At 59.1% G+C, this 16,469-nt stretch carries 11 protein-coding genes and 1 pseudogene; 1 reads left to right on the top strand and 11 read right to left on the bottom strand.

What is annotated here, in order from left to right; genetic code table 11:
* Positions 1 to 57: 57 nt before the first annotated feature.
* The 6 genes from glgP to asd all read right to left on the bottom strand — a co-directional run bounded on the left by glgP (position 58) and on the right by asd (position 10,836).
* Complete coding sequence (gene glgP, locus ABLV54_RS01165) at positions 58 to 2,505, bottom strand: glycogen phosphorylase (protein WP_023291212.1); 2,448 nt, start codon at positions 2,503 to 2,505, stop codon at positions 58 to 60.
* Positions 2,506 to 2,522: 17 nt separating this feature from the next.
* Positions 2,523 to 3,956 carry a glycogen synthase GlgA gene (gene glgA, locus ABLV54_RS01160; protein WP_004202133.1) on the bottom strand — a complete coding sequence of 478 codons (1,434 nt, stop codon included), beginning with the start codon at positions 3,954 to 3,956 and terminating at the stop codon, positions 2,523 to 2,525.
* A complete protein-coding gene (glgC, locus tag ABLV54_RS01155; RefSeq protein ID WP_002920566.1) occupies positions 3,956 to 5,251 on the bottom strand; it encodes a glucose-1-phosphate adenylyltransferase in 1,296 nt (431 codons plus the stop codon). Before glgC ends, glgA begins: the two co-directional genes overlap by 1 nt.
* A gap of 80 nt (positions 5,252 to 5,331) precedes the next feature.
* A complete protein-coding gene (gene glgX / locus ABLV54_RS01150) occupies positions 5,332 to 7,308 on the bottom strand; it encodes a glycogen debranching protein GlgX (RefSeq protein ID WP_023291213.1) in 1,977 nt (658 codons plus the stop codon).
* The gene (gene glgB / locus ABLV54_RS01145) at positions 7,305 to 9,491 is read right to left on the bottom strand and encodes a 1,4-alpha-glucan branching enzyme (RefSeq protein ID WP_023291214.1); all 2,187 of its coding nucleotides are present in this window, start codon (positions 9,489 to 9,491) and stop codon (positions 7,305 to 7,307) included. Before glgB ends, glgX begins: the two co-directional genes overlap by 4 nt.
* A gap of 238 nt (positions 9,492 to 9,729) precedes the next feature.
* Positions 9,730 to 10,836, bottom strand: a complete 1,107-nt coding sequence (asd, locus tag ABLV54_RS01140) for an aspartate-semialdehyde dehydrogenase (protein WP_023291215.1) — start codon at positions 10,834 to 10,836, stop codon at positions 9,730 to 9,732.
* 103 nt (positions 10,837 to 10,939) lie between these two features.
* On the opposite strand from asd, the pseudogene ABLV54_RS01135 reads away from it, so the two are divergent.
* Positions 10,940 to 11,301: pseudogene (locus tag ABLV54_RS01135) on the top strand (hypothetical protein).
* On the opposite strand, the gene gntU reads toward ABLV54_RS01135, so the two are convergent.
* From gntU to ABLV54_RS01110, 5 genes are all read right to left on the bottom strand, one after another.
* A complete protein-coding gene (gene gntU / locus ABLV54_RS01130; RefSeq protein ID WP_004202127.1) occupies positions 11,298 to 12,638 on the bottom strand; it encodes a gluconate transporter in 1,341 nt (446 codons plus the stop codon). The pseudogene ABLV54_RS01135 and the gene gntU sit on opposite strands and share 4 nt — an antisense overlap.
* Positions 12,638 to 13,168, bottom strand: a complete 531-nt coding sequence (gene gntK, locus ABLV54_RS01125; protein ID WP_004202126.1) for a gluconokinase — start codon at positions 13,166 to 13,168, stop codon at positions 12,638 to 12,640. The genes gntU and gntK overlap by 1 nt, the downstream gene beginning before the upstream one ends.
* A gap of 180 nt (positions 13,169 to 13,348) precedes the next feature.
* Positions 13,349 to 14,344, bottom strand: coding sequence for a gluconate operon transcriptional repressor GntR (gene gntR, locus ABLV54_RS01120; protein ID WP_023291217.1), 996 nt, complete (start codon positions 14,342 to 14,344; stop codon positions 13,349 to 13,351).
* Positions 14,345 to 14,583: 239 nt separating this feature from the next.
* Entirely contained in the window at positions 14,584 to 15,279 is a 696-nt protein-coding gene (locus ABLV54_RS01115) for a pirin family protein (protein WP_002920779.1), read from the bottom strand.
* Positions 15,280 to 15,400: 121 nt separating this feature from the next.
* Complete coding sequence (locus ABLV54_RS01110; RefSeq protein ID WP_048298507.1) at positions 15,401 to 16,438, bottom strand: oxidoreductase; 1,038 nt, start codon at positions 16,436 to 16,438, stop codon at positions 15,401 to 15,403.
* Positions 16,439 to 16,469: the final 31 nt, after the last annotated feature.

Below are 16,469 nucleotides of genomic sequence, written 5' to 3'. Positions count from 1 at the left end.
CAACCGCAATAATGAAACAACGGGGCCAAATGGCCCCGTTGTGTTGCGTTGACTGGCTTACAGCCTTACCGGGTCGATATGCCAGATATATTTCGCGTACTCCTGGATCGTCCGGTCGGAAGAGAAGTAGCCCATATTGGCAATATTCAGCATCGCCTTGTAGGCCCACTCTTCCGGATGTTGATACAGCTCGTCGACGCGATCCTGGCAGTCCACATAGCTACGATAGTCCGCCAGCACCTGGTAGTGGTCGCCAAAGTTAATCAGCGAATCCAGCAGGTCGCGGTAGCGCCCCGGTTCCGCCGGACTGAAAACGCCGGTACCGATCTGCGTCAGCGCCTGGTGAAGCTCTTCATCCTGCTCGTAATATTCGCGAGGTTTATAGCCGCTGCGACGCAGCTCCTCCACCTCTTCCGCGGTGTTGCCGAAGATAAAGATATTCTCTTCGCCCACGTGCTCCTGCATCTCCACGTTCGCCCCGTCGAGGGTGCCGATCGTCAGCGCGCCGTTAAGGGCAAACTTCATATTACTGGTGCCGGAGGCTTCCGTGCCTGCGAGCGAGATCTGTTCCGACAGGTCTGCCGCCGGAATGATCAGCTGCGCCAGGCTGACGCTGTAGTTGGGGATAAAAACGACCTTCAGCTTGTCGCCAATCTGCGGATCGTTATTGATCACCGCCGCCACATCGTTGATCAGGTGAATAATATGCTTGGCCATGTAGTAGGCTGAAGCCGCCTTACCGGCGAAAATGTTCACCCGCGGCACCCACTCCGCCTGCGGATCGGCTTTGATCCGGTTATAGCGGGTAATGACGTGCAGCACATTCATCAGCTGGCGTTTGTACTCGTGAATGCGTTTGATCTGCACATCAAACAGCGCCTTCGGATTCACCACCACATTAAGCTGCTGCGCAATATAGCTGGCCAGCCGCTGTTTGTTTTCCAGTTTAGCCTGACGCACTGCCTGATTGACCGTCGGATAGTCGATATGCTGCTTCAGCTCGTCAAGCTGGCTCAGATCGGTCCGCCAGGTGCGGCCGATATGCTCATCCAGCACTTTCGACAGCGGCGGGTTGGCCAGCGCCAGCCAGCGGCGCGGCGTGACGCCGTTGGTCACGTTGATAAAGCGCATCGGGAAAATTTTGGCGAATTCGGCAAACAGCGACTCCACCATCAATCGGGAATGTAGCTCCGACACCCCATTGACCTTGTGGCTGACCACCACCGCCAGCCAGGCCATCCGCACGCGACGGCCGTTTGACTCGTCGATAATCGAGGTCCGGCTGAGCAGCGCGGTATCGTTGGGATACTGCTCCTGCAGGGTCTTGAGGAAGTAGTCGTTAATCTCAAAGATAATCTGCAGATGGCGCGGGAGAATTTTGCCCAGCATATCCACCGGCCAGGTCTCGAGCGCTTCGCTCATCAGGGTATGGTTGGTATAAGAGAAGACCTGACAGGTCACCTCGAACGCCTCGTCCCAGCTGAATTTATGCTCGTCGATAAGCAGGCGCATCAGCTCCGGTATCGACAGCACCGGGTGGGTGTCATTCAGGTGGATGGCTATCTTGTCCGCCAGGTTGTCATAGGTCTTATGCAACAGATAGTGGCGGTTCAGAATATCCTGCACCGTGGCCGAGACGAGGAAATACTCCTGGCGCAGGCGCAGCTCGCGGCCGGAGTAGGTCGAGTCGTCCGGATAGAGGACGCGGGAGACGTTTTCGGAGTGGTTCTTATCCTCTACCGCGGCGAAGTAGTCGCCCTGGTTAAACTTACCGAGGTTAATTTCGCTACTGGCCTGCGCGCTCCACAGACGCAGCGTGTTGGTGGCGTCGGTGTCAAAGCCGGGGATAATCTGATCGTAGGCTTCGGCAATGATCTCTTCCGTCTCTATCCAGCGGGTTTTCTTCCCCTCCTGCTGAATGCGGCCGCCGAAGCGCACTTTATAGCGGGTGTTGTGGCGCTCAAACTCCCACGGGTTACCGTACTCCAGCCAGTAGTCAGGGGACTCTTTTTGCCGGCCATCGACGATATTCTGTTTAAACATCCCGTAGTCGTAGCGGATCCCGTAGCCACGTCCCGGCAGCCCCAGCGCCGCCAGGGAGTCAAGGAAGCAGGCCGCCAGGCGGCCCAGACCGCCGTTGCCAAGCCCCGGGTCGTTCTCTTCATCGATCAGCTCTTCGAGATCGAGCCCCATCTCCGCCAGCGCGCTGCTCACATCGTCATAGATGCCGAGCGACAACAGGGCATTCGAGAGGGTACGGCCGATCAGGAACTCCATCGACAGATAGTATACCTGGCGCACTTCCTGCGAGAGCTGCGCGCGGTTGGAGCGCAGCCAGCGCTCCACCATGCGATCGCGAACGGCAAACAGCGTGGCGTTAAGCCATTCATGCTTGTTGGCGATGGCCGGATCTTTACCGATGATAAACATCAGCTTATAGGCAATAGAATGTTTTAACGCCTCAACGCTCAGCGTCGGTGATGCATAGCTAAAGGGTACATTCATAACAATGACTCCAGTGATTACATCAAGCGTTGATAAAGTTCGCGATAGGAGTTCGCGGCAACCTGCCAGCTAAAATCCATATTCATCGCCTGACGCTGCACATAGCGCCAGAGCGATGGGCGCGACCAGAGGACAAAGGCGCGACGTATAGCGCGCAGCAATGACAGCGCATTGCTGTCCTCAAAGACAAAACCTGTCGCCAGACCATCGGCAAGGTTCTCCAGCGAACTGTCAGAGACCGTGTCCGCCAGCCCGCCGGTGCGGCGCACCAGCGGCAACGTACCGTACTTCAGACCGTACAGCTGGGTCAGGCCGCAGGGTTCAAAGCGGCTCGGGACCAGAATGACGTCGGCGCCCCCCATAATGCGGTGGGAGAAGGCCTCATGATAGCCAATCTGCACCCCCACCTTGCCCGGGTGTTCGGCAGCGGCGGCGAGGAACCCTTCCTGCAGCACCGGGTCGCCGGCGCCCAACAGCGCCAGCTGGCCGCCCTGCTCAAGCAGGCCCGGCAGCGCTTCAAGCACCAGATCGAGCCCTTTCTGGCTGGTGAGACGGCTGACGACGGCAAACAGCGGCGCTTTATCATCGACCTTCAGGCCCATGGCGATCTGCAGCTGACGCTTGTTCTCCGCCTTCTCCTCCAGCGTGTCGCGATCGTAGCGCATCGGCAGCAGGAGGTCGTTTTGCGGGCTCCAGATACCGTCGTCAACGCCGTTGAGAATTCCCGACAGCCGCCCTTCATGATGGCGCTGACGCAGCAGCCCCTCCATGCCGTAGGCGTACTGCGGCTCGGTGATCTCGCGCGCATAGGTCGGGCTCACCGCCGTAATATGGTCGGCGTAGTAAAGACCGGCCTTCAGAAACGAGATCTGGCCGTTAAACTCGAGGCCATGCATGTTGTAAAACGACCACGGCAGCTCGATATCATTCATATGCCAGGAGTAAAACATCCCCTGGTACGCCAGGTTGTGCACGGTAAAGACCGATTTAGCCGGACGCCCGCGCGCCGCCAGGTAGGCCGGCGTCAGGCCGGCGTGCCAGTCGTGGGCATGGACCACATCCGGGCGCCAGAACGGATCCAGTCCGCTGGCCATTTCGCTTCCCACCCAGCCCAGCAGCGCAAAGCGCAGAACGTTGTCGGTATAAGCGTGCTGGTTGGTATCGTGGTAAGGGCTCCCCGGCCGGTCATAGAGATGCGGGGCGTCTATCAGATAGATCCCCACGCCGTTAAAGTGGCCGTACAGCAGCGTGATCCGCCCGGCGAACGTATCCCGGCGGGTCACCACCTGGGCATCCACCACGCCGCGGCGGATATCGGGAAACGCCGGCAACAGCACGCGCGTATCGATACCCTCCGCGATTTGCGCCGCCGGCAGCGCGCCGATGACGTCCGCCAGACCGCCCGTCTTTAACAGCGGGAACATCTCAGAACATACATGTAAGACCTGCATTAGCGCTCCTGTTTGTGCCCCAATTTCCGCAGCATGTCGCGGGTCACCAGCACGATACCTTCCTCTGAGCGATAGAAGCGGCGTGCATCCTCTTCCGCGTTCTCACCAATCACCATTCCTTCCGGGATGACGCAGGCGCGGTCAATCACGCAGCGACGCAGGCGGCATGAGCGCCCCACCCAGACATCTGGCAACAAGACTGCCGAATCAATGTTACAGAATGAGTTCACCCGCACGCGCGGGAACAGCACCGACTGCACCACCACCGACCCGGAGATAATGCAGCCCCCGGAGACCAGCGAGTTCAGGGTCATGCCGTGGCTTCCGGAACGGTCCTGCACGAACTTCGCCGGCGGCAGCGATTCCATATGGGTACGGATCGGCCAGTTCTGGTCGTACATATCCAGCTCCGGCGTAACTGACGCCAGATCGAGGTTGGCCTTCCAGTAGGCCTCAAGCGTCCCCACGTCGCGCCAGTACGGCTCGGCGTTCGGGTCGGACTGCACGCAGGAGAGCGGGAAAGGATGTGCATAAGCCATGCCAGCTTCGGTGATCTTCGGAATGATGTCTTTGCCGAAATCATGGCTGGAGTTCTCGTTGCGATCGTCTTCTTCCAGCAGCTCATAAAGATAGGCGGCGTCGAAGACATAAATGCCCATGCTGGCCAGCGATTTGGTCGGGTCGGTCGGCATCGCCGGCGGGTTGGCGGGTTTCTCGACAAACTCAATGATTTTTTCGTTTTCGTCGACCGCCATGACGCCGAAGGCGGATGCCTCTTCAATGGGCACCGGCATGCAGGCCACGGTGCAACGCGCCCCTTTTTCGACATGGTCGATCAGCATGCGCGAGTAGTCCTGCTTATAAATATGGTCGCCCGCGAGGATCACCACGTACTCGGCCTTGTAGCGGCTGATGATGTCCAGGTTCTGCGTCACCGCGTCCGCCGTGCCGCGATACCAGTTTTCGCCGTGTACGCGCTGTTGGGCCGGCAGCAGATCGACAAACTCGTTCATCTCTTCGCTGAAGAACGACCAGCCGCGCTGGATGTGCTGCACCAGCGTATGCGACTGATACTGGGTAATAACGCCGATGCGGCGGATCCCTGAGTTAATGCAGTTAGATAATGCGAAATCGATAATACGGAACTTGCCGCCGAAGTGAACAGCAGGTTTCGCACGCTTAATGGTGAGATCCTTAAGCCGGGTGCCACGGCCGCCCGCGAGGATCAACGCCACGGATTTGATAGGTAATTGACGCGCCAGCATCAGCGGATCGTTTTTTTCAAGCCTAACCATGATTAACTCCTTTTTACACCCCCGCTTTCCTGCTCATCCCGCCGCGCCGCCGCCACGGGTTCAACCGGAAGCTTCAGGGCTTACGACCTTTGAAATACGCACACTCCGTGCGCGGGCCCATGCCAGACAGCCATGATGACCGGATTATCCTCTCCGGCGAATGGAGGAACGGCGCGCCATTCCCCCTCGGGTAAAACCATATCGACCACCTCTGCGGTGGCGTTCAGCGTGAGCAGCCAGCGATCCGACAACTGGATCTGCATACACGCTGCCCCCTGCTGCCACTCCCCGGCAGTCAGCGGCTGGGCATGGCGATTAAGCCAGCGGACGCTGCCATCCCCCTCCTGCCACCAGCGGTTGCGGGTGAGCGCCGGAATGCGCCGGCGCAGGTGGATCAGCGCCGCGGTAAAGGCGGTTAATCCCGGGTTCGCCTGGCGCCAGTCGAGCCAGGTCAGGGCGTTGTCCTGACAGTAGGCATTATTGTTGCCGTGCTGGCTGTGGCCCTGCTCATCGCCCGCCAACAGCATCGGCGTCCCCTGAGCCAGCAGCAGCGTCGTCAGCAGCGCATGCACGCTGGCGCGTCGCCGTTCAATCACCGCAAAATTAGCTTCTAATCCTTCTATACCATGATTGTTGCTGTAGTTATTGTTAGTCCCATCGCGATTCTCCTCCCCGTTCGCCTCATTGTGTTTCTGATTGAAACAAACGCAGTCGCGCAGCGTGAAGCCATCGTGGGCCGTCACCAGATTGACCGTCGCCGATGGCGGCTTGCCATCACGGGCAAAGAGATCGCTGGAGGCCGCGAAGCGTTGCGCGAAATCCCCCAGGGAGACGTTTTGCTGCAGCCAGAAGCGGCGGGCGCTATCGCGAAAATGGTCGTTCCACTCGGCGAACAGCGGGGGAAAATTGCCCACCTGGTAGCCCCCCGGGCCGATATCCCAGGGTTCGGCGATCAGTTTCACCTGCGACAGCACGCTGTCGTGGCGGATAGCCTCGAACAGCGGCGCATCCTGGCGGAATTCCGGCGTCCGCCCCATCACTGAGGCGAGATCGAAGCGAAAACCGTCGACATGGCACTCATCCACCCAGAAGCGCAAACACTGGCGCGCCAGTTCCACTACCCCCGGGTGGCTGAGATTGAGCGTATTCCCGCACCCGGTCCAGTTGTGATAATCGCCATCTTCCCTTACCCAATAATAGCTACGGTTGTCGATTCCGCGCAGGGAGACGGTGGGACCTTCAAGATCGATTTCCGCGCTATGGTTGAGCACGATATCCAGAATCACCTCGATACCGGCGGCGTGCAGCGCCTTAACCGCATCGCGAAACTCATCCAGGGCGCGCGTCGGGTCGCTGGCATAGCGCGGATCCAGCGCGAACCAGGCCAGCGGGTTGTAGCCCCAGTAGTTGCTCAACCCCATCCGCTGCAGTCGCGGCTCGCTGGCGAACTGCGCCACCGGCAACAGTTCAAGGGCGCTGATGCCCAGCGATTTGAAGTAAGCGATCATCACCGGGTGGCCCAGCGCCTTATACGTTCCGCGGATGGCTTCCGGCAGCTGCGGATTAAGCAGGGTGAGCCCTTTCACGTGCGCTTCATAAAGCACCGTTTCCCCCCACGGGGTACGCGGCGGTTTATCGCCCAGCCAGTCGTAACGCAGATCCACTACCTGCGATTTTGGCGCTATCGCGGCGCTATCGCGATGATCCGGTTGCCACATTCCGCCGTGCAGGCGCTCGTCGTCCGGCAGATCGCCCTCAACCCGGTGAGCGCAGGGATCGAGCAGCAGCTTGGCCGGGTTAAAGCGGTGTCCCTGCGCCGGATCCCAGGGGCCATGCACCCGGTAGCCGTAGCGCAGGCCCGGCCCGACGGCAGCCAGCCAGCCGTGCCAGATGTCGCCGCTGCGCGCCGGGAGATCGAAGCGTTGCTCGTTGCCCTGCTCGTCGAACACGCACAGCTCCACCCGCTCCGCGTGGGCGGAGAAGAGGGCGAAGTTCACCCCCTTGCCGTCATAGCTGGCGCCCAACGGCGCAGGCTTGCCTGCCGCGAGGTTGGTCATTGCGCCTCCCGGACCAGCCAGATCGTCGCCAGCGGCGGCAGGGTCAGGGACAGCGAATGTTCGCGACCGTGGCTGGGGATGGCATCGCTTTCCACCACCCCGCCGTTGCCCTGGTTGCTGCCGTGATAGTGCATTGAGTCGGTATTCAACGCCTCGCGCCAGCGGCCCGGCTGGTTGATGCCGAAGCGGTAGTCGTGGCGCGGCACCGGCGTGAAGTTGCTGGCGACGATAATCTCGTTCCCCGCCCGGTCGCGGCGCACAAAGACAAACACTGAGCGCTCGTGGTCGTCCACCACCAGCCATTCGAAGCCGTACGGGTCAAAGTCCAGCTCGTGCAGCGCCTTATGGTGGCGATAGGTATGGTTCAGGTCGCGCACCAGCCGCTGGACGCCGTGGTGCCAGTTGTCGCCGCCCTCCAGCAGATGCCAGTCGAGGCTGCCGTCGTGGTTCCACTCGCGGCCCTGGGCGAACTCATTGCCCATAAACAGCAGCTTTTTCCCCGGGAAGGCGAACAGCCAGCCGTAGTAGGCGCGCAGGTTGGCGAACTTCTGCCAGGCGTCCCCCGGCATGCGGTCGAGAATCGATTTTTTGCCGTGCACCACTTCATCGTGGGAGAGCGGCAGCACAAAGTTCTCGGTGTAGTTGTAGAGCATGCCGAAGGTCATTTTGTCGTGATGGAAGCGGCGGTGCACCGGATCGAGTTTCATGTAATCCAGGGTGTCGTGCATCCAGCCGAGGTTCCATTTGAACCAGAAACCGAGGCCGCCGCCGGCTGGCGGACGGGTTACCCCGGCGAAATCGGTGGACTCTTCCGCCATGGTGACCGCGCCCGGCGTCTGTTCGCCAAGGATGCGGTTGGTGTTGCGCAGAAACTCAATGGCTTCCAGATTTTCCCGGCCGCCGTATTCGTTGGGGATCCACTCCCCCGCCTTGCGGCTATAGTCGCGATAGATCATCGAGGCCACCGCGTCGACGCGCAGAGCATCGATGCCGAAGCGTTCGATCCAGTACAGCGCATTTCCCACCAGGAAGTTGCTGACTTCGCGGCGTCCGTAGTTGTAGATCAGGGTATTCCAGTCCTGGTGATACCCCTCGCGCGGATCGCTGTGCTCATACAGGGCGGTGCCATCGAAAGAGGCAAGGGCAAAATCATCCGCCGGGAAGTGGCCAGGCACCCAGTCCAGAATGACGTTTAGCCCGGCGGCGTGCGCGGCGTTGATAAAGTAACGGAAATCATCGCGGGTGCCGAATCGGCGGGTCGGCGCATAGAGGCCGGTGGGTTGATAGCCCCAGCTGCCGTCGAACGGGTGCTCATTAACCGGCAGCAGCTCGAGATGGGTGAAGCCCATCCATTTTGCGTAGGGCACCAGCTGGTCGGCCAGCTCGCGGTAGCTCAGCCAGAAATTATTGTCGGTATGACGACGCCATGAGCCAAGATGCACTTCATAGATAGAGACAGGGGCATCGAACTGGTTCGCCGCTTTGCGGTCCGCCGGCTGTTCGACTTTAGGCGGCAGGTCGCAGATAAGCGAGGCGCTTTCCGGACGCATTTGCGATTCAAAGGCGTAAGGGTCGGCTTTGACCCGCAGATGGCCGTGGGCGTCAATCAGCTCGAATTTATACAGCTGGCCATTGTGCGCGCCGGGGACGAACAGTTCCCAGATGCCGGACTCTTTGCGGAATCGCATCGGGTGGCGCCGGCCGTCCCAGTAGTTAAACTGCCCCACCACTGAGACGCGACGGGCGTTCGGCGCCCATACCGAGAAACGGGTGCCGGTGACGCCGTCCATGGTGGCGGCGTGCGCGCCCAGCGTTTCGTAAGGGCGCAGGTGGGTCCCTTCCGACAGCAGCCAGACGTCAAGATCCTGCAGCAGCGGACCAAAGCGATAAGGGTCATCAATCAGATTCTGCTGCCCGTGCCAGGTGACGGCCAGCTGATAGCGAAAGGCGTTTTTACGCCGCGGCAGAACGCCGCTGAAGAAACCACGCGAGTCGAGGCATTCGAGCTTGCCGACTTTGCGTCCGGTTTTCGGTTCAATAACCCACACATCGGTGGCATCGGGTAATAATGCGCGCACTTCCAGCCCGGCGTCGGTACGGTGCATGCCGAGCACGGAAAAAGGGTCCGCGAAATGACCGGCGATTAGCGCATTAATCACGTCTCTATCGATATGATTAGACATGCTTTCATCCTGTTGTAAGTGTCGCTCATTCCTGTAACTGGCGACTTTTTTTGACCTGAACGGCGCAGCGCTTTCTGCATCCTTCTGCTCCGTCCCACCTTCAGGTAAGGAATTCCTTACTTAAAGCATAGCCAAGGCTGAGTTACCTCCGTGGGGAAAAATCTAACATCCGCGTTTACTCCTTGTATTACGCAAAAAAAAAGGGGGCTCGAAGACCCCCTTTCTGTTCATCCTGCGCTTACGCCAGCTGGCGAAGCATCCGGCGCAGCGGCTCCGCGGCGCCCCACAGCAGCTGGTCGCCAACGGTAAAGGCCGACAGATACTCCGGCCCCATATTCAGTTTACGCAGGCGACCTACCGGGGTGGTCAGGGTGCCAGTCACCGCGGCTGGGGTCAGCTCGCGCATGGTAATGTCGCGATCGTTCGGTACCACTTTGGCCCACGGGTTGTGCGCGGCCAGCAGCTCCTCAACGGTCGGGATAGAGACATCTTTTTTCAGCTTAATGGTGAACGCCTGGCTGTGGCAGCGCAGCGCGCCAACGCGGACGCACAGGCCGTCTACCGGGATAACGGACGAGGTGGCGAGGATCTTGTTGGTCTCCGCCTGGCCTTTCCACTCTTCGCGGCTCTGGCCGTTATCCAGCTGTTTGTCGATCCACGGGATCAGGCTGCCCGCCAGCGGTACGCCGAAGTTATCCACCGGCAGCTCGCCGCTGCGGGTCAGCGACGTCACTTTGCGCTCGATATCCAGAATGGCGGAAGCCGGGTCCGCCAGCTCTGCCGCGACGTGGTTGTGCAGCTGGCCCATCTGGCTCAGCAGTTCGCGCATATGACGCGCGCCGCCGCCGGAAGCCGCCTGGTATGTCGCCACGCTGACCCACTCCACCAGATCCTGGGCAAACAGGCCGCCGAGGGACATCAGCATCAGGCTGACGGTACAGTTGCCGCCGACAAAGGTTTTTACGCCGTTGTTCAGGCCGGCGGTGATCACGTCCTGGTTAACCGGGTCGAGGATAATGATCGCATCGTCCTTCATGCGCAGCGAAGAGGCGGCGTCAATCCAGTAACCCTGCCAGCCGCTTTCGCGCAGCTTCGGGTAAATCTCGTTGGTGTAATCGCCGCCCTGGCACGTGACAATAATGTCCAGTGCCTTCAGCGCGTCCAGATCGAACGCATCCTGAAGCGTGCCACCGGTGCTACCGCCGAAAGACGGCGCTGGCTGTCCCAGCTGGGAGGTAGAGAAGAACACCGGGCGAATGGCGTCGAAATCGCGCTCTTCAACCATGCGTTGCATGAGAACAGAGCCGACCATTCCGCGCCAGCCGATAAAACCAACATTTTTCATAACGTATTCCTGCGAGGTGTGTGCTGTTTGTGCCTGACCAGTTTCCAACTGGATTATCCCTCACCTTACAAAATGCAGCTAAAGTCGCAAGTGAAATTAATCAATGATTGCTGAACAATCAGAAAAGCAACTTATCCTGCACATTGTCCACCGTCGCTGGTCGTCGTCAAAGCGCAATGATTATCGGGGAAATCACCCAGGGAATGGAACATTTTCCGTCGCGATTTTATTGATCCTGATTATGGATTAAGCGCGAAATCCGCTGATTTTCCCCTTGCCAAAAAGAGGCAACAAACCCAGGTGCAGCAAGGCTTGCCGAAGGATACGAGCATCGTCGTAGCGCTAATAAGGGCGAGGAGCGGGAAGAGAAAAGAGGGAAAAAGCGCGGCTTATCGCCGGGAAGCCAGGGTAAACGGCGTTACCCTGGCTTTTGGCCGCCCGCGAGCGGGTGGCGAACAGACTTAGCTCAGCAGCTGGAAGGCAATCATGCCGACAATCGCCCCGGTGGTGCCGAGGATGGTTTCCATCATCGTCCAGGTTTTCAGCGTCTGGGCTTCGGTGGCGCCGGTAAATTTACCGAACAGCCAGAAGCCGGCGTCGTTCACATGGCTCACGACAATCGAGCCGCCGGCGATACAGATAGACAAGGCCGCCATCTGCGCGCCGCTGTAGTTCAGCTGCTCAATCACCGGCATCACCAGGCCGACCGCCGTCAGGCACGCCACGGTGGCGGAGCCCTGGATGATACGCACCGCCGCCGCCAGCACGAAGCAGGTAATGGCGATCGGCAGCCCCATACCGGTCAGCGCTTCACCCAGCGCCGGGCCGACGCCGGAGTCAACCAGCACCTGCTTGAAGACGCCGCCTGCCCCGATCACCAGCAGGATAATGCCCGCCGGCTGCAGCGCATGACCGCAGATCTCCATCACCCGGTCTTTCGCCATCCCCTGACGTACCGCCAGGCCGTAGATCGCCACCAGGCAGGCTACCAGGATCGCGGTGAATGGGTGACCGATAAATTCAAACCATTCGTAAGCGGTCGACCCCACCGGCACAAAGCGCGCGGCGATGGTTTTCAGGCCTACCAGCACCAGCGGCAGCAGGATCAGCGACAGGCTGAAGCCGAAGGAGGGCATTTTGCCTTCGCCGAGATGCGGCTCCGTCACGTCGTCAGGAATATGCAGCTCAACGTAGCGGCTGATGAAGTTGCCCCACAGCGGCCCGGCGATAATCATTCCCGGAATGGCCGCGCACAGGCCAATCAGGATCATCCAGCCAAAGTCGGCGTGCATTTGCGACGCCAGCAGCATCGGCGCCGGTCCCGGCAGCAGGAACGCCGCGGCGGCGGCCACCCCGGCAAACAGCGGGATCACCAGCTTCACGAGGTTAGTGCCGGTATGGCGCGCCATCGAGAAGGCGACGCTGATCAGTAGCACGATCGCCACTTCGAAAAACAGCGGCAGCGCGCAGATGAGGCCGGCGAGACCAATCGCATAGTGCGCGCGATTGTGGCCGAAGGATTTGAGCATCTTGACGGCAATCTGATCGACCGCCCCCGTTTCATGCAGGATCTTCCCGAACATCGCGCCCAGCGCGACGACGATCGCCAGGAAGCCCAGCGTACCGCCCATCCCCTTCTCCATCGTCGCCGCGATTTTATCCAGCGGCATGCCGGAGAAGAGACCTGCGCCAATAGAAACCACCATCAAAGCCACGAAGGCGTGCATCCGCGCCTTCATGACTAAAAACAGCAGTAGCAATACCGAGCCGACTGCTGTTAAAACAAGCGTTAAAGTACTCACTAGTGACTGCCTTTGTTGATCACCTCAATGGTGCTGGCCACCACGCCTTCCAGCGGCTGGTCGATATCGACGATAAGCACATCGCTCTCGTCGGCGCCTGGTTCCTGCAGCGTTTCAAACTGCGTCACCAACATTTGGGTTTTGAAGAAGTGCCCTTTACGCGCCTTCAGACGGTTTTCGATCACCTCGAAGTCGCCTTTCAGGTAGATGAAGGAGAGGTTCGGGTTGCCCTTGCGCAGAATGTCGCGATAGCTCTTCTTCAGCGCCGAACAGACGATCAGCGACACCTTATTGGTACGCTGCATGGCAAACGCGGCGTCATTTAGCGCCTGCAGCCACGGGGTACGGTCGTCATCGTTGAGCGGCTCACCGGAGGCCATCTTGGTGATATTGCTGCGCGGATGCAGAAAGTCGCCGTCGAGAAACGCGGCATGCAGCTGATGCGCCACTTCGCTGGCGACAGCGGATTTCCCGCTGCCGGAAACGCCCATCAGAACGTAGACGTGGTGATCATGATTAGTCGTGCTCAAAGCATCCTCCCACCGGACAGGTACGCCGCGCCGGGGCTGACTCATTGAGCGCGAAGGCGGCGTATCGGTTAATTGTTACGGGTAACTGTTATCGGTAACATTGTCATGCCGGACCTGTGGAGAAGCAATATCCATTCGTGCCAGATGTGAATATGTGTGATCTACTTCAAACTTGTCAGTTTAAATTGATCCGCCCGGTGACAATGTGAAACCTAAATCTAACATCTTAGGGGTAATCGCTTCGCCACGAATGCGCGCCAGCAGACGTTCGGCGCCAATGCGCCCCATCCGCTCGCGCGGGGTCAGGACGCTGGCCAGCCGCGGCTCCATCACCTGGCCGATATCGTGGCCGTGGAAACCGGCTATCGCCATGTCGTCCGGGATCTTCAGCCCCAGGCGCTGGCACTCAAAGGCCGCGCCGACCGCGAGGTCATCGTTGGTGCAAAAGATGCCGTCAAGCTGCGGGTATTCGCGGCGCGCCTGGCGCATCAGCTCAATCCCGGATGAATAGGACGAGGACTGCTCCACCATCACGCTGTAGGGCGTCATGCCCGCATCGAGCATCGCCTGCTCGTACCCCTTCTGTTTGATGATAGTACGTTCATCAAGACGCGCGCCGAGATAAGCAACGTGGCGGTGGCCGCGGGCGATAATCGCCGCCGTCATCTGCCGCGCCGCTTCGAAGTTATCGAAACCGACCGCGATATCGAGGCACGGTGACTGGCTGTCCATTAGCTCCACCACCGGAATGCCGGCGACTTCAATCATCTTCAGGGTGCGGGGCGTATGGGTGCGTTCGGTGAGGATCAGGCCGTCAATGTTCCAGGAGAGCATCGATTCGAGGCGTTTCTCTTCCATTTCCGGCTTGTAGCCGTAGTGCGCCAGCATGGTTTGATAGCCGAAGGCGTCAGTGACGCTTTCAATCCCGCGCAGCACTTCCGAGAATACCTGGTTGGTTAACGATGGCAGCAGCACGCCAATAGCGCGGCTGGTGGCGTTGGAGAGAATGTCAGGGGCGCGATTGGGAATATAACCCAGTTCATCGAGGGCAACGGCAATCTTGCCACGCAGCGCTTCGGAGACCTGCTCCGGGTTGCGTAAATAGCGACTGACCGTCATTTTGGTCACGCCGACAAGATCGGCTACATCCTGAAGTACGGGTCTTTTCTTTTTCATCGTCCTGACTGTGATCAACGGGGAACATTTTCTCAGTTTATCACGGACAAAGCGCAACCTTCCCTAACATGAGGGAAGGCTACGCAATTTATTTATACCTATCATACTTCGAGTTGCATGCGCGTTGGCTTTCCTCGCTCACCCCCAGTCACTTACTTAAGTAAGCTCCTGGGGATTCTCTGCGTCGCCGCCTTTCTGCAACTCAAATTATTTTGGGTATAGACGACCTCAGATAACGATCAAACCGGCGGCAGATCGAACAGCAGGATTTCGCTATCGCTGTCGGCATGAACCGAAATCGCCTGCTCGTCCCAGATAGCCAAACCATCGCTGGTAGTGGCTTTGGTACCGTTGATGGTCACTTCGCCTTTGACGACCTGGATCCAGACGCGACGTTCCGCGGCAATCTGGTGAACCGACTGCTCATCTTTCAGCAGCGCCCAGCGATACAGCTCCATATCCTGATAGACCTTCAGCGAGCCATCCCGTGCATCCGGCGACAGCACCAGCTGTTTGCCCTGGGCGGCGTCGAAGCGGCGCTGCTCGTAGCGCGGGGTAATGCCGGTTTCTTCCGGAATAATCCAGATCTGGTACAGACGCAGACGATCGGTTTTGCTCGGGTTGTACTCAGAGTGACGCACCCCGGTACCCGCGCTCATGATCTGGAACTCGCCCGCCGGCACCTGCTCTTTGTTGCCCATGCTGTCCTGGTGCTCCACCGCCCCTTCCAGTACATAGGTCAGGATCTCCATATCTTTATGCGGGTGGGTACCGAAGCCCTGACCGGCGTCGATGACGTCGTCGTTAATCACCCGCAGGGCGGAGAAGCCCATAAAGTTCGGGTCGTAGTAGTTGGCGAAAGAGAAAGTATGCCAGGAATCCAGCCAGCCATGGTTAGCGTGGCCACGTTCGTTCGCTTTGCGTAAGTAGATCATGTTGCACCCCCATATGTTTTCGATGGAATCAGTGTGGACCCATTTCGCCGACGATCATAGAGGGTGAAAATTGACTCCTCTGTTCAAAAAATATGAACAAGCGCAGAGGAGCCGCTTGGGCTTATTTCACCAGAGTAATGGTGGCCGGTGAGGGCTGCTCAAAGCCGCGCTGCAGGATCTCCATATTGGTAAGAACGTCAGATTCCTTGACGTAATTTGGCTGGCCGTTGACGAGGGTGTCGTACAGCGCGTCGTAGACCCGGCCATAGTCGCCGCTCTCCAGCGGGACCGCTTCGCGCACCGTCTCCCCTGCCTCGTTGACATACACCAGCTCGCCGACGCTGTCGTCCGCGCCAAAGCCCGGCTCGCCCGGCATGATATTGGCTTTCAGGCTGGTCTCCTGCTGGTCGATACCATATTTCACAAACGAGCCTTTATGGCCGTGGACGATGAATTTCGGGTAGTCGATCTGCACCAGGTGGCTGGTCTTAACGATGGCCTTCAGATCGCCGTAGAACAGCTGGGCCTCAAAGGTATCATCCGGGTTAGCTTTGTTGCGCAGCGAGCGCAGATCGTAAGCGACATGGTCCGGGCGGCCGAACAGCGAAATAATCTGGTCCAGGGTATGCACGCCAAGGCCATAGAACTCGCCGTTTTGCGGGCCGCCGGGGTTGTTCTCCGCCAGCGGGCGGTAGTTGTCAAAATGGCTTTCAATCTCCACCAGTTCGCCAAGTTTGCCGCTCTCAATCACCTTTTTAGTGGTCAGGAAGCAGGAGTCGAAGCGGCGGTTCTGGTAGGGCGTCACCGTCAGGCCTTTGCTGTTCGCCAGCGCAAACAGGGTCTTGGCTTCCTCCAGCGTCGGGGTGAACGGCTTTTCCACCAGCACGTTTTTCCCCGCCTCCAGCGCCTTTTTCGCATAGTCAAAATGGCTGTCGGCATGGGTGCAGACCACCACCAGCCTGACCTGCGGGTCGTTTAACACTTCATCGAGATCGCTGGTGAAATGGATGTGGGAATACTGCGGCGCCTGCTCCTCGGGCTTCGCCCGACGGCGATAGATGTGCGCCACCTGCCAGCGGTCCTGGCGGTGTAACACGTAAGGAAGATGGTAGCGGGTGGTGCTTTTGCCGAAGCCAATAAATGCGCAGTGCAGAGTCATAACGCTGTCCTTAGTTAATGAGCTACCTTCA

It is taken from the genome of Klebsiella sp. JB_Kp042 (genome assembly GCF_040065275.1).
Taxonomy (GTDB): Bacteria; Pseudomonadota; Gammaproteobacteria; order Enterobacterales; family Enterobacteriaceae; genus Klebsiella; species Klebsiella quasipneumoniae.
The sequence above is the reverse complement of the archived record's forward strand: the minus strand, read 5'-3'. Positions and strand labels throughout refer to the sequence as shown.